The sequence below is a fragment of the Sphingobacterium sp. UBA7038 genome, assembly GCF_002494055.1.
GTDB classification, from domain to species: Bacteria; Bacteroidota; Bacteroidia; order Sphingobacteriales; family Sphingobacteriaceae; genus Sphingobacterium; species Sphingobacterium multivorum.
Window position 1 is genome coordinate 23597 of record NZ_DLAV01000012.1, and the last position, 21945, is coordinate 45541.

Annotated in this window: 22 protein-coding genes and 1 tRNA gene; 8 read left to right on the forward strand and 15 right to left on the reverse strand. The window is 39.9% G+C overall.

The window, feature by feature from the left end; all coding sequences use genetic code 11:
- Position 1 precedes the first annotated feature (1 nt).
- Entirely contained in the window at positions 2-760 is a 759-nt protein-coding gene (locus B3H30_RS06415) for an MlaE family ABC transporter permease (RefSeq protein WP_046674222.1), read from the reverse strand.
- Positions 761-1014: 254 nt separating this feature from the next.
- Here B3H30_RS06415 and B3H30_RS06420 point away from each other — a divergent pair, with 254 nt between their 5' ends.
- The 3 genes from B3H30_RS06420 to B3H30_RS06430 all read left to right on the forward strand — a co-directional run bounded on the left by B3H30_RS06420 (position 1015) and on the right by B3H30_RS06430 (position 4579).
- Positions 1015-2544 carry a DUF6600 domain-containing protein gene (locus B3H30_RS06420; RefSeq protein ID WP_070567328.1) on the forward strand — a complete coding sequence of 510 codons (1530 nt, stop codon included), beginning with the start codon at positions 1015-1017 and terminating at the stop codon, positions 2542-2544.
- Between the two features lie 159 nt (positions 2545-2703).
- Entirely contained in the window at positions 2704-3885 is a 1182-nt protein-coding gene (gene pncB, locus B3H30_RS06425; RefSeq protein ID WP_070567330.1) for a nicotinate phosphoribosyltransferase, read from the forward strand.
- Positions 3878-4579 carry a class I SAM-dependent methyltransferase gene (locus B3H30_RS06430; RefSeq protein ID WP_046674368.1) on the forward strand — a complete coding sequence of 234 codons (702 nt, stop codon included), beginning with the start codon at positions 3878-3880 and terminating at the stop codon, positions 4577-4579. The genes pncB and B3H30_RS06430 overlap by 8 nt, the downstream gene beginning before the upstream one ends.
- A gap of 26 nt (positions 4580-4605) precedes the next feature.
- Here the strand turns inward: B3H30_RS06430 and B3H30_RS06435 are convergent, their stop codons facing one another.
- The 8 genes from B3H30_RS06435 to B3H30_RS06470 form a co-directional block, all read right to left on the reverse strand.
- Positions 4606-5538 carry a DUF4097 family beta strand repeat-containing protein gene (locus B3H30_RS06435; RefSeq protein ID WP_070567332.1) on the reverse strand — a complete coding sequence of 311 codons (933 nt, stop codon included), beginning with the start codon at positions 5536-5538 and terminating at the stop codon, positions 4606-4608.
- 97 nt (positions 5539-5635) lie between these two features.
- On the reverse strand, positions 5636-6460 hold the full coding sequence (locus B3H30_RS06440) for a hypothetical protein (RefSeq protein WP_070567335.1): 825 nt from the start codon (positions 6458-6460) through the stop codon (positions 5636-5638).
- The gene (locus B3H30_RS06445; RefSeq protein WP_046674226.1) at positions 6450-7007 is read right to left on the reverse strand and encodes an RNA polymerase sigma factor; all 558 of its coding nucleotides are present in this window, start codon (positions 7005-7007) and stop codon (positions 6450-6452) included. Before B3H30_RS06445 ends, B3H30_RS06440 begins: the two co-directional genes overlap by 11 nt.
- Positions 7008-7235: 228 nt before the next feature.
- Complete coding sequence (locus tag B3H30_RS06450) at positions 7236-7718, reverse strand: hypothetical protein (RefSeq protein ID WP_070567337.1); 483 nt, start codon at positions 7716-7718, stop codon at positions 7236-7238.
- Positions 7719-7786: 68 nt separating this feature from the next.
- Positions 7787-9382 (reverse strand): SusD/RagB family nutrient-binding outer membrane lipoprotein, encoded by a 1596-nt coding sequence (locus B3H30_RS06455; protein ID WP_070567339.1) that lies wholly within the window; start codon positions 9380-9382, stop codon positions 7787-7789.
- A 12-nt stretch (positions 9383-9394) separates the two neighbouring features.
- Positions 9395-12670, reverse strand: coding sequence for a SusC/RagA family TonB-linked outer membrane protein (locus tag B3H30_RS06460; RefSeq protein WP_254667728.1), 3276 nt, complete (start codon positions 12668-12670; stop codon positions 9395-9397).
- A gap of 169 nt (positions 12671-12839) precedes the next feature.
- A complete protein-coding gene (locus B3H30_RS06465; RefSeq protein WP_070567341.1) occupies positions 12840-13940 on the reverse strand; it encodes a FecR family protein in 1101 nt (366 codons plus the stop codon).
- A gap of 189 nt (positions 13941-14129) precedes the next feature.
- Positions 14130-14687, reverse strand: coding sequence for an RNA polymerase sigma factor (locus B3H30_RS06470; RefSeq protein WP_046674230.1), 558 nt, complete (start codon positions 14685-14687; stop codon positions 14130-14132).
- Positions 14688-14902: 215 nt separating this feature from the next.
- Between B3H30_RS06470 and B3H30_RS06475 the strand changes: the two genes are divergently transcribed.
- The 3 genes from B3H30_RS06475 (at position 14903) to B3H30_RS06485 (ending at position 16230) form a co-directional block, all read left to right on the forward strand.
- On the forward strand, positions 14903-15421 hold the full coding sequence (locus tag B3H30_RS06475) for an NADPH-dependent FMN reductase (RefSeq protein ID WP_070567343.1): 519 nt from the start codon (positions 14903-14905) through the stop codon (positions 15419-15421).
- Positions 15422-15503: 82 nt separating this feature from the next.
- Positions 15504-15725 (forward strand): VF530 family DNA-binding protein, encoded by a 222-nt coding sequence (locus B3H30_RS06480; protein ID WP_046674232.1) that lies wholly within the window; start codon positions 15504-15506, stop codon positions 15723-15725.
- Positions 15726-15780: 55 nt separating this feature from the next.
- A complete protein-coding gene (locus B3H30_RS06485) occupies positions 15781-16230 on the forward strand; it encodes a KTSC domain-containing protein (protein WP_070567345.1) in 450 nt (149 codons plus the stop codon).
- A gap of 128 nt (positions 16231-16358) precedes the next feature.
- Here B3H30_RS06485 and B3H30_RS06490 read toward each other — a convergent pair whose 3' ends face one another.
- The 4 genes from B3H30_RS06490 to B3H30_RS06505 are packed head-to-tail and all read right to left on the reverse strand — an operon-like array spanning position 16359 to position 19692.
- Positions 16359-17909 carry a hypothetical protein gene (locus B3H30_RS06490; RefSeq protein WP_070567346.1) on the reverse strand — a complete coding sequence of 517 codons (1551 nt, stop codon included), beginning with the start codon at positions 17907-17909 and terminating at the stop codon, positions 16359-16361.
- Entirely contained in the window at positions 17894-18145 is a 252-nt protein-coding gene (locus tag B3H30_RS06495) for a hypothetical protein (protein ID WP_070567348.1), read from the reverse strand. The genes B3H30_RS06490 and B3H30_RS06495 overlap by 16 nt, the downstream gene beginning before the upstream one ends.
- A gap of 48 nt (positions 18146-18193) precedes the next feature.
- Positions 18194-19162, reverse strand: a complete 969-nt coding sequence (locus tag B3H30_RS06500) for a FecR family protein (protein ID WP_070567350.1) — start codon at positions 19160-19162, stop codon at positions 18194-18196.
- A complete protein-coding gene (locus B3H30_RS06505) occupies positions 19159-19692 on the reverse strand; it encodes an RNA polymerase sigma-70 factor (protein WP_070567352.1) in 534 nt (177 codons plus the stop codon). The genes B3H30_RS06500 and B3H30_RS06505 overlap by 4 nt, the downstream gene beginning before the upstream one ends.
- 349 nt (positions 19693-20041) lie before the next feature.
- Between B3H30_RS06505 and B3H30_RS06510 the strand changes: the two genes are divergently transcribed.
- The gene (locus B3H30_RS06510) at positions 20042-20605 is read left to right on the forward strand and encodes a porin family protein (RefSeq protein WP_070567354.1); all 564 of its coding nucleotides are present in this window, start codon (positions 20042-20044) and stop codon (positions 20603-20605) included.
- Positions 20606-20760: 155 nt separating this feature from the next.
- Positions 20761-20834: transfer RNA gene (locus B3H30_RS06515), tRNA-Pro, on the forward strand.
- A 160-nt stretch (positions 20835-20994) separates the two neighbouring features.
- Here B3H30_RS06515 and B3H30_RS06520 read toward each other — a convergent pair.
- Positions 20995-21201 (reverse strand): DUF1398 family protein, encoded by a 207-nt coding sequence (locus tag B3H30_RS06520; protein ID WP_083296025.1) that lies wholly within the window; start codon positions 21199-21201, stop codon positions 20995-20997.
- A 179-nt stretch (positions 21202-21380) separates the two neighbouring features.
- Entirely contained in the window at positions 21381-21566 is a 186-nt protein-coding gene (locus tag B3H30_RS06525; RefSeq protein ID WP_139145029.1) for a hypothetical protein, read from the reverse strand.
- Positions 21567-21945 lie beyond the last annotated feature (379 nt).

Genomic DNA, 21945 nt, shown 5'->3' on the forward strand with positions numbered 1-21945 from the left:
ACTATCCAAAGAACGATAAAACTTGAACAATAATTATTTCCTCAATAAAGACAAGGAACATCGAAGCTACAACGGCCGCATTCGCTGCCTTTCCAACACCTTCAGTTCCCTTTGAAGAAAAATAACCGCAATAACAACTTACAGCTCCAATGGTAAAACCAAATATAACTGCCCGCAACACCATAGCGCCTAAATCCTTAAATGCTATCGTTTCAAATACTTGCGTAAAAAAACTCAAAAAACTTAAGTCATCTTTACTCATCATACTTAGGTAACCACCTAAAAGGCCTATACCTGCCACATAAAAACACAGTACTGGAATTCCAATAGTTGTAGCTAATATTCTACTTACAATAAGAAACTTATATGGATTAGTCCCCGAAACTTCCATCGCATCGATTTGCTCCGTGACATTCATCGAACTTAGTTCTGCCCCAATTTGCGAGCCCACTTTACCCGAAGCTATTAAAGCCGTCACCAATGGTGCTAATGCACGAACAATAGCGATCGAAATAAGCGAAGGCAACATCGAAGTCGCTCCAAATTCCTCCAAAGAAGGACGTGACTGTTTTGTAAAAACAAATCCAACAATAAATCCCGTTAAACTGATCAAAGGCAACGATTTATAGCCTATTTCATAGCACTGACGGACAATCTCTTTAAATTCATAGGGTGGAGTTACCAATTCACGCCAAAACCGTAGCAAAAAACGGTGAATGTTTGCAAATTCTAGAAAAAAAGTCTGAAGTTTTTTAGCCATTTAAATGATGTCTATTTCAAATTAATGTGTTTTAAAACACGTCTTATGCTGAACAAACACGTAGCAATTCGAGCGGTAAAGGTAAATAAAAATATGTATCTAAAATTGTCGTTTATGTAAAAAGATCATCAATTTGACTTTTATATATAAAAAATCAGATTTCTAATGTACCGATTAAACCATTTTATACGTTATGCTGTCATAATAACAAAGACAATAGCATAGAGTTTGTCACACTTTTAAATATTACAGAAATGAAAAATTTAGGCAACATAAAATATTGGGTACTTGGTTTTATCGGTATCGCTTCTTTTTCAAGTTGCGCTACTTCAATGGCCCAACGGGGTGGATATAATAATGGTTATAACAATAATGGTTATAACAATTATAACAATGATGGAGTTTCGTTCCAGCTATTCTATGATCAGCTTTCACCTTATGGACAATGGGTTAATGATCCCAATTATGGTTATGTTTGGATCCCGGACGTTGGTCCGAACTTCCAGCCATATGCAACCAATGGTTATTGGACAATGACTGACTATGGAAATACCTGGGTATCCAATTATGACTGGGGTTGGGCCCCTTTCCACTATGGTCGCTGGAACTACAATGACCGTTATGGCTGGGGATGGGTTCCTGACTATGAATGGGGACCAGCATGGGTAAATTGGCGTCAAAGTAATGACTACTACGGTTGGGCTCCTCTGGGCCCAGGCATGAATATTAATGTATCCGTTAATATCCCAATGAATTTTTGGACATTTGTAGGCGTCAATCACTTTATGCGGCGAGACATGGATAGATATTATGTTAATCGAAGAAATTACAATAATATCTACAACAGAACCACCATTATCAATAATACCACGATAATTAACAACAACTATTATGTTGGCGGTCCGCGAAGATCCGATATTGAACGTTCGACAGGAAGAAGCGTAACAGTGAATAGAATCGCAAGTGTCGATAGACCTGGGTCTGTACGCAGTAGCAGCAACCGCAGTAATGAAATCAGTATGTACCGTCCGAATGTAGACCGTAATACAAGATCCTCTGCACGCCCCACGAATGTCGTAGATGCTTCTACCCGAACACGAAATAACAATAGTGAGATTTCAGATCGAACCAATCGTGTCATAACCAACAGAGATAACATCGACTCGAGATCAGGAAATCGTGAGTTATATATTGACAACAGTGGAAATGCTTCTGTAAGGTCTCGTAATGATGCCAACAGCGGTGGTTCAAGCCGTAGTTCAATTAATAATACTCGAACCGGAGACAATGGTACTATAAATAGAAATACGAATGGTACACAACCTAATTCGAATAACTATGATTTTAGAACGCGATCAAGTCGCCAGTCGGATGCTTCAAACAATAACAACCCTACATCTACCACTAGGGACAGGCAAAATCGCTCCGTTGACAATAATGGTGTAACCAACGGCAGAAGTACAGACTACAATAGAAACACAGATTATAATTCACGCTCGCGGTCTAGTGCGAACGGTTCCGATCAGGCTGTGCCGCCAAGAGTTGCGCAACCTACGACAACGCCGCAACGAAATGGAAATTATGATGGCAGCAGAACACGTTCGAGCCAACCTGTGTCGCAACCTGTAGCACAACCAACTCAAAATCGGAGCTACGAAAACACAAGAAGTAGATCAAATACAGACAATTCATCCTCAGTATCTCGATCAAGGTCTTCAGAAAGCTCAGGCGAACGTAACTCTGGACGTTCTTCGCAAGGATCAGAAAGATCTAGAACAAGATAATGACAGCCGAATAAAATAATAATTCACATTTGGCGGGTAAAATGAAAAATTTTACCCGCCTTTTATATGCATGTCTTTTTATATTTATCATGAACAATCCATACATTTTCACGTTAATTAGTAAATTTACCGCTTCAAACAAAAAACAGATCGATAAAGATGGCTTCATTTACCTCTATATTAGATAATGACTTTTACAAATTCACCATGCAGCATGCCGTGGTCAAGTTGTTTCCAAAGGCCAAGGCACGTTATCATTTTATTAATCGGGGACATCATAAATTTCCCGATGGTTTTGATGTACTCCTGAGGGAGGCCGTCCATGAGATGGCTAATTTGAAGTTAACAAAAGCAGAAAAGGCTTTCTTTGCCAAGACATGTCCTTATATAGACCCAACCTATTTCGATTTTCTTCAAGGTTATCGCTACGATCCCGAGGAAATCAAAATATTTCAGGATGGCCCCGACCTTGAAGTCATTATCGAAGGGTATTGGTACCGTACTATTCTTTGGGAAGTCCCATTAATGTCGCTTATCTGTGAACTTTTTTATGAATCCCAAGGTCTACAACGTGCCTCGGATGCAGCTGTGATCGCCACCGCCAAAGATAAAATCGAAAAATATAAAAAACTCAATATCACAATTGCTGATTTTGGCACGCGCAGACGTCATTCTTATGAAGTCCACGATTTGGTCGTTCGCACACTGAAGCAATACGGCGAAAAAACATTTATAGGCACCAGCAATGTACATTTAGCAATGAAATATGAGACGAAACCAATCGGCACACATGCCCATGAATGGTTTATGTTCCACGCTGCCAAATACGGATATAAAATGGCGAATCTCCTTGGCCTTGAACATTGGTCTGATGTCTACCGGGGTGACCTCGGAATAGCACTATCGGACACCTATACGACGGAAGTCTTCTTTCAGCAGTTTGACAAAAAATTAACCAAATTATTTGATGGAGTCCGACACGACAGTGGAGATCCACTTGAATTTACAGATAAGGTCATCGCACATTATAAGAAGAATGGAATCGATCCCCTCTCCAAAACAATTATATTCTCGGATGGACTGGACTATGAGAAAGTCGAAAGAATCGCGAGCTACTGTGAGGGAAAAATCTTGCATTCCTTTGGCGTTGGCACCAATTTCACCAATGATGTCGGTCTTAAACCCATGAATATCGTCATTAAGATGACCGACGCTTTGCCAGAAGATGATCAATGGACCCCGGTCATCAAACTATCTGACGAACCCATGAAACATACGGGAGATGAAGACTCCATATATATAGCAAAAAAAGTACTAATGATTGATGATGACAATGCATAGAGACGTATACGGTGAAGCTTTAGATGATTATTTCGTACATCAAGAAGAAAAATTTCCTTTAGTACTCCACACGAGTTATGGCGACCGAGACGAAATGCCGGTCGAGATTTTCTTTCGTGAACCTGATGATTTCCCTGAACTGGAATTTATTGGTCTATCCTTATGTGATGGACGTGTACTGGATGTTGGAGCTGGAGTTGGCAGCCATAGCCTTTATCTACAAGAAAAAGGTTTTGAAGTAGATGCACTGGAACTCTCGCAGACCGCCTGCCATATTATGCAACAACGCGGGGTACAACATATTATCTGCGAAGATTTCTATAAATTCGAAGGCCAAAAATACGATACACTTTTGCTTTTGATGAACGGAATAGGCCTTGCTGGCGACGTAGATGGCTTTCGAAAACTATTACAGCATAGCAAAGAATTATTGACTGAAAATGGCCAACTGATTTTTGACTCTTCAGATATCAGTTATCTGTACAAAGATTATAACATCAAAAAACCAGCGCATTATTTTGGGGAAATTCAATATCAATACGAATACAAAGGCAAAAAAGGAAACCTGTTCAAATGGCTCTACTTAGATCAGGATTTGTTGATTAAAATTTCGCACGAAATGGGCTGGGTTGTCCAAATTTTGTATGAAGATGAGAATGATCAATACCTCGTCCGCATGGAACTAAAAAAATAGCCTGTTATTCTAACAGGCTATTTTTTTTATTTCTGTGTTCTTATGTAAATATCTCCCATGGATGTTTTTAAGATAACATCCTGTCCACCACCATTCATTTTGCCTTTCACCGCATTTCCCATTGGCGTTGACTTCGGCTCTTCAGACTGTTTCTCAAACTGAAACTCGTCTGCTGCATAGATGTTCCCCATGGCTGATTTCACATCCACATTAGCACCAAAATTCTTTGGAAAGGCCACATCTACGGCCCCCATTGCTGCGACCAAAGAAATCGGTCCTTTAACAGGTTGAACAAATTTGGCCGTTACATCTCCCTGTGCAACCTTGACATTGATCGGCCCCGTCACGTTCAATAAATTCACATTCCCCATTGTACTAGCAACTTCGACCTCAGCCCGGATATCTTTTAATTCGATTTCCCCAGCATTAAACATCGCTCCACGACCGCCTTTGATCGTCACAGGCAGATCCATCGGTATCCTGATACGAATAGAATCTTCTAAGGGCATCCCTACCATACTTATTTCAGTCACCCCACCTTCTGTTTTGATATTCATACCAAGCCCTGAATTATCCGATAAGCCCGAGCCATTGATCACACGTAGGCCTTTGGCGCGGTCATTTTCTTCACTTTCCTCCACTTTGGCCGTAATCAGCACGTCTTTTCCCTTATACCCTTCGATATAAACATTATCCAATTTTAATAGGAGCTTATTCCCCAAGTTGGGCACTTTAATTTCTTTCCAGCTTTTCGGCCCATTGGAACGGCCGAATCCAGCAGAACTGTAGGTAAAATTATGATTATTACTGACAACAACTCCTGACACCGCTCTAGCCTTTTTAGGAGGATTAGGAGGTTTTGGCGCAGCAACTCCTTCAACATTTTCATTTACCTGGGCCTGCAATGCGCTTGCAAAGATCAGTGCGACCCCAATCATCATTATCCTTATCTTTTTCATTTCGTTTTAGTTTTACTTTATTATGTGTCAAATAATGCATTTTAAGCTTTTTCATTGATTAACATACACAATCCGACTTCCAACTTAATATATTCCGTTATTGATTTAATAATACTGCATAGGCCTGCTCCTTCACAAATTTCAGGGTAAAGGGATCTTCGACAATTTCATTTAACTTTTCCTTTGTCGTCGCCTTCATCGTCGGATCCGCCTGTTGGGCCATCATTTGCATCAGTTCCATTTGTAAAGTGGGATCATTTTGCTCCACAAAAAAGTCCTGAACCTTTTGTTGACGTTCTTCCGGACTAAGTCCATTTAATACCGTTTCAATTGCAGCCATGCGTACATTACTGCTTTGATCTGATACAGCAGTCTTTTCTAAAGCTCCCCTACTATTCCCATCTAAGCTTCCCCCATCTTTCATCGCCAAGACAGCACTTAACCGCGTACTCGCAGAACTGGAATCTTGAAGCATCTGAACATAATCCATTCTCCCTTCCTTTTCGTGATGAGCAGCTTCGGATACGCTTACTTTTGCCAATTGTTTTCCTTTGCCTTCGACACCAGCTATTGCGTTAACCCGAGCTGAATTCTTTTGGCTATCAGAAACAATATCCATCAGGCCAGCATGATGATCCACATTTGTATCTCCAGTACTTTTCTGAACAGTAACCGGATGTACTGCAACCACAGGTTTTTCTACCGCTAATTCATGATGTTGGTCAAAAGCAATAAAGGTTGCTGTCCCAACTAACAATGCTGCTGCCGCAATACTTGCCCATTTCCATAAAGGCTTAATCTTTCTTTCCTGAACAGTGGGGACTACTTGTGGCCTAATTTTATTCCATAAGTCAGCCGAAGGTTCTCTCTGATCAAATGCCTCCCGATTAGCGTTCACAAAATCTTTTAAATTATCCCGCATAATTATACCTTTCCTTCAATTGTTCGTAAATTTTCTTTTTAGCACGGTGGTATTGGCTACGTACAGCAACTGCTGTCATCCCCAATGTTTCCGCAACTTCATCATGGCTCATATTTTCAAACAGATAAAGATTGACCACCATCTTAGGTACACCGGTCAGTTGATCGATCACATTTTCCAAATCTGTCAAACGACATTCACGCCACTCTTTTTCCAGCAATTCGTCTTCGCCATCATCCTGAATTTCCAGATCATCCACCGGCGTAAAATATTGCTTATTCTTCCGTAATAATGAGATTGCCTTATTCACCCCCATTCTTCTCAACCAGGCCTCCACACTAAGCACTAAATGCCATTTATCTGATCTTGCAAAAAAATCAACAAAGGTTTCCTGTAAAATATCTTCACTTTCTTCCTGATTCGACAAAACCCGATAAATAGAATTAAAAATCTTTTTTGCATACCGATGATAGAGCTGCGCAAAGCCAGACTCGTTGCCCGTTTGGCACATCGCTAATAATTCCTTATCGCTAAGCTGATTTTGCACGTTCTAAAATTAATACTGTTAATTCTTATGTTTCTACTATGTAGTCGGGCCCCTGTTGAAAATGTTGCAATATAATTTTATTTTTTTTCTAAAATAATGCTATTATCGCATAAAAGCCTTTTAAAGGGCCTCCCAGCAAACAAAAAAAACACTCAAGAAATCTTGAGTGCCTGCATTAATAAAATAAACTTAAGAGGGATGTTAAAATTCCAGGTATAAGAATATTGATTATTTGACTTTTAAATAGGTTTCCACAATGGTATGTTTAACCCCCAATTCAGGTAAATTTTCCTCACCGGTTTGAATCAAGGTATCTCCTTTTAAAGTAAGTTTAAAATCAAACTTATTGCTTTCCCAATCCCGCATTGAACAATATTGTAGTCTTTCTTGATAGTTGACACCATCAAAAGAATAGGTACCGCCACCGGCTACAAATAGCGGTTCTTTCCCTTTACCTTTTTCCTTATCGTGGTTAAAGAAAGAAAAATGGTCATCATTGAACATTTTAAACATCTCTGTTTTACTGGTATCCGTAAAAACGGTCACCGTATCCTTCCCTTTAATTGTCTTGCTTTCAATAAGCTTATAGGTACCGGACAAAGAAGTTGATTTTACCGCATCAACTTCTTTTTTTTCAGTATTATTTTTACATGAAAAAACAAGACAGGAAGTCGCGATCGCAAACAGCAATTGATTTTTTAGGTTTATCATATTTTATAAAAGGTTTAAAGAGGCCAAACTACGAAAGTTCAGCCTCAATCAAAAACAAACCATTGTAATTATTTATCCCACCAAACTCGACCAGACAACTTGTCTCCGCCAGGTACTGCGGCCGAAGCTGCTCTGTAGTTTTCGCCATTGATAGCCGCTTCAGTAGAAGGATAAGGGAATCTTCTTGGAATAGTCCCCGACGTTGCATTGCCTGGATAATTCACAGGAGTTAACGCTGGATAGCCACTTCTACGCCAGTTGCTCCAAGTTTCATAAAAATCCATCATCGTTATCGTATGTGCCCAGTATTGGGTATTGATCTGTTTTAAGGCATCAGCAGCATTATACGGATTCGCAGCCAAATAAGTCTCAGCATCTGCATCACTTATTGCCAAGGAACCATCATACTGATTCAGATAGGTAATACTTGCCTTCACACCTTTTTTATAATGATCGCCTGCACTACCACCTATTCCCCAACGTTGGGCAGCCTCAGCCAACAGCAACTCGGATTCCCCATAGGTCAAAATAAATGTCGCACCGGTCCGCTTGATCATATTAGGATTGGGCGAAGAATATTCCGCAAAGGTCGTGTAACTTGGATCGCTACTGATGTTATACTGCGCATTTGAGCCCAAATCCTTACCGTTAGGCATCCCCTTTTGCTTGGTTGGGTCTGTGATAAAACTCCCGTTCTGTCCTTTATCCTTTTCCGATAAATACAGTTTTGTGACAGCTACCTTTTGTAACCTCGGATCATTATTGCTTTTTAGATAGTCAATAAATGTTTTAGACCATTTTACATAATAATTCTCTTGGCCACCATCGCCCAATAAAACCTGGCTATTTCTATTCTGAGTAACCCTAGATCCTGATTCATCATGTAAAATAAATGCATTGTCGGCATTGCTGTCCATTGTCTTACCCGCAGCCTTCTGTACATATTCCTTCGCTTTAGATTCGTCTACTTTAACCAAACGCATCGCTGTTCGTAAGAGCAGAGAATTGCCAAATTTACGCCATTTGGCAATATCACCTTTATAAATAACATCACCAGTGACTTTATCACCATCATCCTTTAATGCTGCAGTAGCCGTTTCAAGTTCCTTTAACAAATCGTTATAGATGTCCTGCTGCTTATCATACTTCGGTTTATAAACTTTGGTATAAAACCCCAGTCCCGCCTCCGAATAGGGAACATCACCATACAAATCAGTCAAGCGAGCAAAAATTAAAGCTTTCCAAATACGTGCGACATTATACAGATTTGCATATTTTGGTTTGTCTTTTGTAAACTCAACCACATCCACAATATTACGAACCTGCTCAATATAGGCCCCAACTGTACCCGTACCCCAATACGCCGCGGTATAGCTTTCATTCAGCATATATTTATCGCCGGCCCAATAACTCACTACGGTCGATAGCCCCTGCATCATTGTCGACGAGTAAATTAGATTTCCACGCCATGTATCGTATGCAAAATCAAAACTTCCTGTATAAAATAATTGTGCAGAGCTCAATGTATAATTTGGATCCCAATTTTCTTTACCATAAGCAACTGGATCTGTATTTATCTTATCAAAATCTTTTGTACAGCTACTTTCTATAAATAACGTCGCTGCCATTAAACTAATAACTACCGGTTTAATATATCTTTTCATGATTGTTTGCAATTAGAATTTAACACTTAAATTAACACCGTAAGTACGTACAGCTGGTACACCTCCAAGCTCTAGGCCCGGGAAAGTTGCATTATAGCTCGACTCTGGATCTATGTTATTTGTTTTCTTCATGATCGTCCAGAGATTGCGCGCTACAGCACTTACTGTAATCGACTTAACTTTGTTATTAAATAGATTGGATGGGAAAGTATAGCCCATAACGACCTGTCTCAATTTTACAAAATCAGCGCTGTTTACAAATATCTTGGATACATTATTCGCTGTATTGGTATAATAAGTAGAGGCCGTTCTACCCAAGCTTTCACGATCTGCCACAGTTTCCTGATGCAATCCAAAAATGTAACCGTAGTAGTCTGTTCCTGAGAAAAGCTTTCCACCCCATTTTCCATCAATCAAGAAAGAGAAATTAAACCTTTTGTAGTTAAATTCATTGTTCCAACCTGCAAACCATTTATTCATAGCTGAACCATAAGACTTTAACTCACCCCGGTCAGGAGAACCGTCAGCCAATTTTACGATCTCGCCATTGCTATCATACTTATAATCGAAAGCCATGATCTGAAAAGCAGGCATACCAACTTTATTCATTAAGTAACCTACACCCGAACGGGACGTTGCTACCGTCTGTTCGTCCATTCCTTCAGCCAATGAAATCACTTTATTGTCGTTGTAAGAACCATTCAATGAAGACACCCATTTAAAATCTTCGGTTTTAACAACAGTAGCAGAAATCAACGCTTCAAATCCCTTATTTTGCATCTTTCCGGCATTGAGTACGGCACCGGCGTACCCGCTTGCTGAAGGGGTTGTGATAAAAGAAATCTCATCTTTCGACTTCTTGTTATACCAGGTTAGATCCAAGTTTACACGATCATTAAAAAGACGCAACTCCGTTCCAATTTCCAACTCTGTTGCTGTAGAAGCTTTCAAGGAAGAGTTCGGGATATTCACATTGTTAATAACCCCTAACGGTTGACCGTTGAGTACCTCGCTTCTAAAATTATAGGTTAGCAAGGTTTGATAAGGATCTGTTGCCTGCCCTACCTGAGCAAAACCTGCCCTCAACTTTCCAAAACTCAACCACGATGGCTTTAGATATTCTGAAAAGATAAATGATCCCGAAACTGCTGGATAAACCGAGTTCAATTTATTATCCACTCCCGGAGTTGCTAGCGTAGAAAACCAGTCAGAGCGCAAACTACCTGTCAGATAGGCGACATCTTTATAAGCAAATTCTAAGGTACCGTAAGTAGACTGTGTCTCCGATTCGCTTTCGAGATACGCTACCGATTTATTTTTTGCATTCAAAATATTGTAAACACCGAATATCGCGAAGTCGGTACCCAAATTTGTCGTTTGTCTGATTTTAGTATTTCTGTAACTCGCTCCGAGATTAGGCGTCAGGGTATAATCTCCGAAAGTGAATGACTTACCAACCAAAACATCCGCATTAATATCCGCAAATTTGGTTTCTTGTTCAGCGATTTTACCATTTTCATAATAACCCGTACCAGAAGGCAATACATTTTTATAATGATCAGTATAGCCATCCCGTCCCGCTCTTCCTTGAACAAACAAACCGTTACCCATCGTATATTTAGCCGTAACAGAGGCTATGGAGCGGTCACGATTGGTATTATTGATAAACTCATTTGCAGCAAACCAAGGGTTGGTCGCATACACATTGCCTGAATTATAGAGTATCTCTTTTCCATTGCCATCCTTCCATGGCTTCAAATCATTGACATTAATGCTCGATGGCAAAAACATAACGTTGTAATTGGCGTTTCCTGCACCGTCAGAAACCATTGGACGATTTTTGACCTGCTCCAAAATCATGTTGTAACGCGCATCAATCGTCAAACCTTTGAGTGGTTCAAAAAGTCCGACCAAATTAAACGACTGTCTTTTCAGTCCCGAATTTGGAACAACAGACCTGTTATTGACATCTGTTCCCGACAGACGGATAGATCCGCCATCAAATGATTTATTTAATGCCAGCGTATTTGTCCATGTTGAACCCGTACGATAAAACCTATCTAAATTCCCTTTTTGTAATGAATATGGTCTTGATACACCGTCAAATTGGACTACGGGAGAACCGTCCAATTTAGCTCCCCAGCTCGATCCGCCCACTTGGGCCGCTCCTGCTTGGGTTGTTGGCTTCTCACCGTTCGCCCCCTGACCATACACTGTTTGCCAATTGGTGTTGTCAATGATCTGCTCGGCAACAAGGTTACTATTGAAATCGATCGAATTACCTTTACCTGATTTTGTCGTAATGAGGATAACACCAGCTTTCGCTCTTGAGCCATATAATGCTGATGCTGCCGCACCTTTTAGAACCGAAATACTTTCAATATCGTCTGGGTTGATATTGCCGATCGCATCACCAAGATCGGGTGCATTATCCCATTGGCTTCCTGAGTTTCCCTTGGAATTAGCATTTCCAATTCCTACTGGTTTACTTTCCATGGGGATACCATTGATTACGTATAATGGCTGATTTGTTTGGTTCAAACTTGATACCCCACGAATGGTCACATTGGACGCAGCTCCAGCCCCACCAGATGTAGAACTGATATCCAATCCGGCCACCTTTCCTACGAGTGAATTCATCACATTATTTTCACGGGCTGTGGTTAGTGATTCACCGGCAACCTGCGTAACAGAATACCCCAACGAGCGTTTCTCTTTCTTCATACCCAATGCCGTCACAACAACCTCATTGAGCATCCGATTGTCTTCCAATAAAACAATTTTCAGATCCCCCTCTTTGGTGACGGCGACTTCTTGCGAAGTATAACCTGCGAAAGAAATAATCAAGGTGTTTCCAGTTGCCGCATCGATCGTAAAACGTCCATTGATATCTGTTGCCCGCCCCACCGCGGTTCCCTTAACACGTACCGTGGCACCAGCTAAGGGATTGCCCTTATCGTCCGTGACGACACCTGCGACAGCTACCTGCTGTTGTTGACTGACAACCACAAGACCTTCCTTAGAAACGGAGTAAACCAATCCACTTTTATTGAAAAGCTTAGCCAATACATCCAATACCTTGGTATTATTCGCATTGACTGACACTTCTTTATTTAAATTTTCGTTCGTCGAATTATAGACAAAGTAATAATCACTTTGCTCTTCGATCATTTTAAGTACCTTGCTCAGTTTTGTTTTTTGGACATCCAAGGAGACTTTTTGTTGGGAAAATACATTTGCCGAAACATTCATAACAGCACACGTAGTCATAATTAAGGCTAGTTTCATCCGGATAATGAATCTAAAATGCACAATATATCCATTGCGCATTTGCAATAAGCAATTTTTAATCATATTTTAGTGTTGGTTAAAATTAATATTAAGCAGCACGCCCCAATGTTGCTGCTTTTGGTTAATCATTTTTTCAATGAAGGATGGTGTTGGTCCACCATCCTTTTTACTTTTCTGATATAGTTATTTTTTTCCCATATACATTAAATTTAAAAGGTTCAACTTCCTGTAAAGCACTTAATACCTGAACAATACCTTCCTTGCTGAAGGTTGCCGTAAAGCGATATTGTTTTAATTGATCATTTTGGATTTGTATATCCACATCATACCAACGTTCCAGTGTTCTACGAAGTGATTCAAAATCTTGGTCCACGATTTCTAATCTATTTTCACGCCACGCAATGTCTGGTATTTCAGCTGTATTGGATTCTATTGTAGGGATATTCTCTATGGCAATTTCCTTAATCGGTAATTTGCTCACGTTTGGTTTATTGGTTTTACGAGCGATTGCTACTTCAGTTTGATTCTTAAAGATCGTGATTTTTTGATTCGGTTTTATGACAACAGAATTTTCACGCTGCCCTTTGCTCGTCATCTCAATAGAACCTTCCACTAGCAATGCTTCTGCTGTAGGTTCATCAGAATAACTCTTTACATTGAATGTTGTCCCCAGTACCTTGATATCAAAATCAGCTGCCTGTACCACAAAAGGTTTCTCCTTATTCTTTGCTACCTGAAAATAGCCTTCACCAGCAAGCCGCACCACACGCAATTCCTGATTGAAATCTGCGGACAACTCTAATTTACTCGCAGAATTTAGCGTTACTGTACTTCCATCACTTAATTCGAAGGTCTTTTTCTCCCCATTTTTTGTTTGATATACTTGGCCGATTGCGCTTATTGGCAATGAGGAATCAACTTTACCGGGTTGAGCATAATACCAAACTCCGCCCGATACCAATGCAACAAGTACAGCGGCAATGGCTGCCCATTTGGGCCAGTTAAACCGAAAGGATGCCTGATGCTCCACTGGAACATTCTGCAGATCTGTCTTCAATTTTTCCAATTGCTCATTCACAGGTCGACGATTGCCAACCAAGAGTTGATAGAGGCGTTTGGCTTTCAGAATCGTCTCCGCTTGTTCTGGATGGTTCAGGCTATATTGTTGCCAGTACAGAATACAGTTTTTATCTTCTCCCGAACAATACTTTTGAAAAGTATCGTCAATCAAAAAATCTTCTAACTGTTTATAATCTTTTTGGCTCATTCTTTTGGGTATTTACTCTATAGTGCCCAAAAGACGTTCTTTTGCCTAAAGAAAATTTAAAATATTTCATAAAACACTGAAATTCAGATTTTTATTTTAAATAAAGAATACAAGAATAGCATTCTGTAATAGTTTTCAGCGCATGCTAAACGATTATTGGATCTGCAAAGGAACCACAACAGGTTAAACTTAAATATCTTTTAACTCTTCCCGTAGGATTTTCAAAGCATCGTAAAGCGTATTATAGGCTGTCTTTACAGACATTTGTGTAATTTCTGAGATTTTTTCATACGAATATCCCTCAAAGAACTTGAGATTCACCAGCTGTTTTTGACGAAATGATAACTTCTCCAGTGCTTCTTTCAAACGGATCTGTATGATTTCATTCGTCTGTACTTTGATGACAAACTCCTCATAGGGCATCTCCACCCAATCATCTTCAGCTTTTACATGTTGAAGGGCTGTATTTATTTTATGTTGTTTCTCCAGCAAACGCAGAATACGTCTTTTTAAAAAAGTAATGAGATAGGACTGTACATTTTCGACCCGGTCAAGCTGTTCTCGTTTTTCCCAAATTTTCACAAATACCTGATCGGTTGCTTCACTTGCCAGGTCACTATCGCCACATGTACGTATTCCAAAATTGACAAGCTCTTGATAGAGTGCCGCATATAGGTCAAAGAAAGCCGTTTCGTCTCCAGTACGAATACGTTCCCACAATAAGCGGTACCCCATTTTATTTCTCATAATAAAGCATATAATCCGAAAAAAGGCTAATATAAGTCCTCAGTTCCAAAAGTATAAACTTAATCGGTAAAAGGAGAAAGAAACGAAAAATTACATTGAAGCGAAGAACAAAGTCAATCGTTTGAATTGAATAGTGTAATTTAGTTCCTAAATTAAGAATATAAAAAGTAAAAACTCAGCAGCAGTATACAGCCGTTGATTAGATTTAAACTCACATGAAAACTATTTTTGCCATTGTTGGTAGCGCCAGTGCACATTCATCCAATCATCATATTGTAAATCACCTCCAACAGGAGATCAATGCCGATATCCATTTCACCCTATTTGATCGTCTTAAAGAACTGCCTCATTTTGATCCAGAGGAGAGCCAATCTCATCCACCTATTGAAATTATTGCACTTCGCCAGGTAATCAATGACGCCGATTTAGTATTGATCAGCAGCCCTGAATATATTTTCAGTGTACCCAGTGGATTAAAAAATCTACTTGAATGGTGCGCCGCAACGACGGTTTTCACCGATAAGCCCGTTAGTATCATTACTGCTGCTGCGCAAGGCGAAACAGCGCATGTCGAACTACAGCGTATCCTGCAGGGATTAGGAGCTCAAATTGACGAAAAAAGAAATCTACTCATACAAGGAGTCAAAGGAAAACTGGATGCTACGGGAGCAATTTGGGACGAACAGCTCAATTTAGATCTAGAAAAGCTGGCCACACAACTTAATGAATATTAATACACACTAAGTTCTGTTCCATTTTCATTCAAACCATAGAAATTAGCATAATCCATAATTTGAAGATTATTATCTTTACGACATGCAAGAACAAATTAATAATCCATTACACGGAAAAAGACTCGACACCATTATTGAATATTTAGTGGAGTATTATGGCTGGGAAGAGTTGGGACAACGCATATCCATCCGTTGCTTCAATGAAAATCCGAGTGTCAAATCATCCCTAACTTTCTTAAGGAAAACACCTTGGGCAAGAGAGAAGGTCGAGCAACTCTATGTAAAAACCTTGTTGAAGAAATAAGAAAATTTCTTATTTCATAGCGAATAATCTGATTATTAAGCATATCTTTGCCGCCATGAAAAAAATTGCCGACTACCGGAAGTTACTTAATGTAGATAAATCTGTGGATCTGAAAACCCTAAAATCTACTTACCGGACAATCATGAAAGAATGTCATCCCGATAAATTTGTCAATGATGAAGAAGGTCGTTTGGCTGCAGAGCAAAAAAGTGTTGAAATGATCGAAGCATACCATTTTCTGGTAAGCATTTGTCCGGAAACATTAGAGCAACAGTTACCAATCTACACGGAGACAATTACCAATTCTGGTATTCAGGATATTGACTGGAAAGGACAAATATTGACAGTCACTTTTCACGATGGTAGTCAATATGAATATTTTGGTGTTCAGCGGAATGACTATATTAAATTTGTCAACGCAGATTCTTTAGGTCGATTTGCCCGCAGACACATCTTCCATTCTTATCCTTACCGTAATGTATTAAAGACTGCGACAGTCGCTTAAACACTGTTCTCCAATCAGCTATACAAAGATAAACGCCCGCTATCAAATTGATATTGGGCGTTTACGTAAAATGTTAAATGTTTAAAAGCTATCTATAGAACAACACTATTAACAAATAGTTTTCAGTTTTATAATTTTAACATCAGCCCTGCCATTCCACCGCCATAAAATGTATTTCGTGTTCGGTCTCTTCGCCAAGCTTTCCATACCGTACTACCGCCAGAAATTGTATTTTCATCTCGCTCCGCATAGTTCAAACTGGGAGCAACAAATATAGATATACGGTCACTTAATTTAAAGGCTGGAATTATCCGCAGCGAGGACTGATGGTTATCCAGCATTTTAAATTTCTCGGTCAAAAGATTACGCGCTGTTATTTCAGTGCGGAGACTGAATTTAGACCCATTGAGCACTACAGCTCCTAACCCAGCTTCAAAGGCATATTTATCAGGTCGATTACCTTCAAGTGCCACATTGATCGATAATAGGCTATAAAGTACACGACCACCTGAACGAAATTGCAGTCCGAGGTAGCTATCTTCATTAATTGCTATTGAAAGACTTTTCTCGCCATTTTTAATAAAATTGAGCAGACCAATGGGATAATCGCTGCTATCCGCGATATTGACGATACCGGCCAATTGAATTCCTTTTACTTTTTTTGCTTTATTGGCGAGGCCTGCAATTTGATTTCCAACAGTCGATTCGCTATGATTAAGTATACTGGCAAGCTGTACCGTTCCAGAAGCATCTTTCGTCAAATTTACAACTCCGGCAATCTGAACTCCTCTCACCGTATCTGCTTTGTTGAAAACACCCGCTATTTGTAGACCTTTTACTTGCCCGACAACATGGTTTCCCACACCAGCGATCTGTACCCCACTTACATTTCCACCTACGCCATTAAAAACACCTGCCATTTGCAAACCTTTCATTTCTCCGAAAACACGGTTTCCTACACCGGCGAGCTGCACCCCACGCACATTTCCGCCCACCGCATTGAACACCCCAGCCATCTGCATACCCTGCATATCATATTGATTCATATTAAATACGCCACCGAGCTCCATACCTTTTACGCCCGCCGTAGATCCACCAATGATATTGATGGAAAATTTATTCACAATTTGCGAGCGTATAAAACCATGCGTACTTAATCCCGGTGTCATCGAAATTTGGTAAGGACTATACAAAAACATTCCACCTAAATTCATACTTTGGATCTTCTGGGCAGGCGAGAGAAACACCCGTCCCCAAAACGATCGATAAAGACCATGATCTTCTTCATAACCCTCAAAATAGCCATAATCACGCGTTTTCTTATCTCCAATTTTCGCTTCTATCGGAAAAATCACCATAACACTGGTATCCCGAAAAGCCTCCTTACTCACATTCACAGCAATGAGATTACTCCTTTTCTTTACATCTAGTTCAAAGTAGCCGTTTTGATCCGTCAATGTAGACAGTAAAGCATTTCGATCAAAGATACTCGCATTGGAAATCGGGCGGTTGGTTCGAATATTCTTGATATAACCTGTTATAACCACTTTATTCTTAGTGGGTGTTTGTACTTCAAAATCTACCGACATCCGTTGTGGTGTATATTGAATGATAATATGTCTGCCCAGTTCTTTAAAAGAATATTCCTTTCCCAAAATCCCATCTAGATAATCGTACAAATTTCCTTTAAAAGGCTTGGTATGAATAACACTGTCTGTAGGATATTTCCATTGAAGGAGAACAATACATCTTCCTTCTCTTTCAAAAGCTGAAAGATTTCACCTACTGTGGTCTCCGCAAAAACAGGCATCTGAATCTCTACAGCAAGCTTTTGCTGTGCTCGTCCCGAATGGAACGAACACAGCATTAAAATGAAGAGGTAAAGCTCTATCCTTTTTATAAAAAATAGTATCATGTTGTTTTTATATACAATTTTGTTCCGAAAATATATCTATTTGTTGGCTCATCTCGTCAGATGAATCTCCCTATCTTTCACATGGACTTTTAATCCAAATGTGCTAGAAATGACTTTCAAAATTTCAGTTAAACTATTTTGTTCGAATTTTGCTGTCAATAACAATTTCTGATCAGGAGAATGATCTATAATAATCGTATAGTCATAAGCTTGATTGAGCACCTCGACAACACGTTTCAATGGGGTATTCTGAAAATCAAACACACGATCAACATAGTATTTATAAAACTGATCTTTGACAGGTTCCTTTCCTACTTTTATCGTATCCCTGTCCCGGATCGTAATCATTTGTTGTGGCCGCAAAAAGACTTCCTTATTTGCATACCCCACTTTGACCAATCCTGTAGCAACAATAACTTCCGTCGCATCGGGTATCCGTCGCACATTAAAACTTGTGCCCAATACCGTGATTTTGGTTTTACCCGTTTCAATGACAAAGGGGTGCTTTTTATCCTTGTGAACCTGGAAAAACACTTCCCCTCTTTCCAGGGTCACGTTTCTATTTTTATTGGTCCAACGACTTGAATAAGCCAGCGATGTATTTTTATTTAGTGTAACAACCGAGCCATCAGGAAGGGAATCTTGGCGCACTTGATCCCTGCTCGAAAGAAACATTTCTTCACGATGCGACTGATCAAATACATAGAATCCTACTGCACAGAGTATCAAGATACTCGCGGCGAGCCACCAGCTCCATTGCTTCACAGGAGTCATTTTTTGGGGTAACGACGCAGCTTCTGACGCTCTTTTATCTCGTACCACTTTGAAGTCAGCCCAAGCCTTATCCACATCCACATCAGGAACATCTAGGGGTTTCGGCAAACTATCCCAGATTTTTTTCATTTTTATGTATTCCTCCTTATTGTTGGCATCTTCTTCCAACCAATTTTTTATCATGGTATTCTCTACCTCGTTGGTCTCACCAACGATATATTTTTCTAACAGTTCCTTATTCATAGCCTATAGATAAGAAAGCAAATAATCAATGTTAAATAATCCACAAGTTCAATACGCAAATGTCGCAGCGCCTTACTCATATGTCCCTCAACAGTCTTTATCGACAGATCCAAGGTTACTGCGATATCCTTATACTTCATTTCCTGAAAACGGCTTAACTCAAAAACCGTCCGACTTTTTTCGGGTAATTCCGCCAAGGCAATCTGGAGCCTTTCGTCCAAATCCCGTGTACTTTCATCAACTGCAGGCGCAAAATCCTGTTTATGCTGCTCATGTGATTGATATTTTAGCTTTCGTTGCTCCTTTTTTAGCACATTCATACTTTCATTATAAATAGCCCGATATAAATAAGCTTTTAATGAAGTATGTATCTGCTCCTCCCAATCGCGTTCCCAAAGCCGCAAAAACACCTGTTGCACAACCTCTTCCGCCACATCACTATCACCTAGATATCGATAGGCATAACGATGTAACTCCTTGTAATGTGTGCGAAAAAGCTGCTCAAAATTCTTTTCTTTATTTTCCGACATTGATCAATTCTATTGTTTAAATAATCCGCTCTATTAGTAAGACATCCTAATAGACTGTTACCCTTACAAATTTTTCATTTTTTTATCAGCTTCAATGACCTGAATCAGGTGATCGCAAATCCCTAAGTCGAACCTATTCTGAAATCTTTTCATATCAATACGACAACAAGCACAGTCCATTTCCCATCTGAAAAATGGGATTCACCCGAGAAGAAGTATAGAAAAGCTATTGTTATCACTAAAGGTAAGTCATCTATTTTATAAAATATTTTTTTTCTAAGGGTATACAGTTTTTCCGTTGTCATAAAGGAAAGAACAATATACAATTGATAACAAAAATAATTTGACAATGAAAACAACATTCAAAGTAGCCCTGCTGAGATTGACATTATTGGGATTAACAGGTACTACACAGGCACAGGACATCACGTATGGGCTGCAAGTCGGAAGCAATTATCATATGAGTTCCTTTGGCAATAAGTCTGTCAAAGATAATAACGGCAAAGTTGGCGTATCAGTTGCAGGATTTGCACGTATTGGAGATCGTGTATTCTTTCAGCCTGGAATCGGTGCCAGTCTTTTACGCAAAGCATATAACTTCGAAAACGGACAGAAAACGCCTAAATTTTATCAGATCAATCTTCCCCTTCAAGTAGGGTATAAATTTTTGGAAAATGGCGACTTCAACCTCCGGGGACTATTGGGCCCTCAGTTAAACTATGATGTTAAAACAGTCAAGTCGAGTGCAAATACCGATTATAAGAAATTTTCATTTGATGGTCGTGTGGGTATTGGTGTAGACATCAGTCACCTCACCTTAGATGCTTATTATAGCCACGGTTTTACGAGTGTAGACAAAACCTTAGATGCAAAAAATAAAACAATCGGCATTATGGTCGGTTATAAGTTCTAAGCAGCATCTCGTAGTACACAAAGCGCCATTCTAAAAATCGAATGGCGCTTTTTCGTAATTATATTTTATTTTTTGTCAATAATTATTATTTTAGCGCTACCAAAAATTATTCTTAATCATGGTCCTATTCATAGCGGCCGTTCGATCAGAATAAACGGGATGTAGCGTAGCCCGGTATCGCGCCAGCATGGGGTGCTGGAGGTCGTAGGTTCAAATCCTGCCATCCCGACTTGATTATCAAGGACTTATGATCTAAAATCTTAAGTCCTTTTTTGTTAGGTCTAACATGGGTCTAACACTTTCTTTGTCTTTCCGTGAGTTGAACTAGATTTGAGTTTTTCGTTTTGTGTAATTTATTAGTTTTTATTCTGCATATATTTCAATCTGTTTTACACGTGCTTTGCCGCTTGCTCGCAAAACGTCGAAAAATCAGTTTGGCCTTTCTGGTGAATCGCAATAATATAACGTAATTTCTCCGGAGAAGCATCCGGGTTGATGGGCTTAGGCTCATAAACGGCTGGCGCAGCTATCTGGTATCCGCTTTCACCATAGTACGTAACTGTACCGTCAGTGACGCTATAGTTATAATTTTCAATCCAAGCGCTTTGATTTCGTGAATGTAGCGTGGAAGTCGGCGCCGCTTTTTACTTTGGCATGAGCTGCCTTTATTTGTTCGAGTGTGAATCCTTTTGCTGCTGAGTTTTTTTCCACTGTTTTTTGAACTTTAAAGGGGGGATACCGTAACGCTTAGTATCACCCCGGTTAACAATTGTTCTTATAACCGTGCACCCCACGTCTTGGAATATAGGCAGACGATTGTCCCTGCCGGAGCTTCGGTTTGGGCCATTGAACTGAAATCCAACCACCAAGCGGTATTGGGTAACACATGATAAACCTGGGCAACTTCAGCGCGTGAGATAGCCAAATGACGCTGCAAGGGACTTTTCCTAAACTTTATCACATATCCGCCAAGTTGCGGCTAAGAAGAGGCAATTTAGTAAACTTATCGAAGATCAGCCTGCTGGCTAAAACTTTCTGAGTTTAGTTTTCTACCGCCACTTTGTGATCTTGACGGTGGTCCCTTTCCCTAATTCGCTGTTTATCTCGGACCGATCTGAAAATCTCTTTGCGCCGGGAAACCCGATGCAAAGCGTTTTGCCGGTTGAGTACCCCTGCTCCATCGCAAGTTCCACATCCGGAATTCCACGGCCTGAATCAACAAAGATGACGTTAACTCCCTGCCTAGAGTTATGCGAAATCAATTGGATTTGGACAGTGCCTCTGCCTCCATATATAAGCATATTATTATGCGGGAGCGGTTCTATAACCGGCACTTCCAC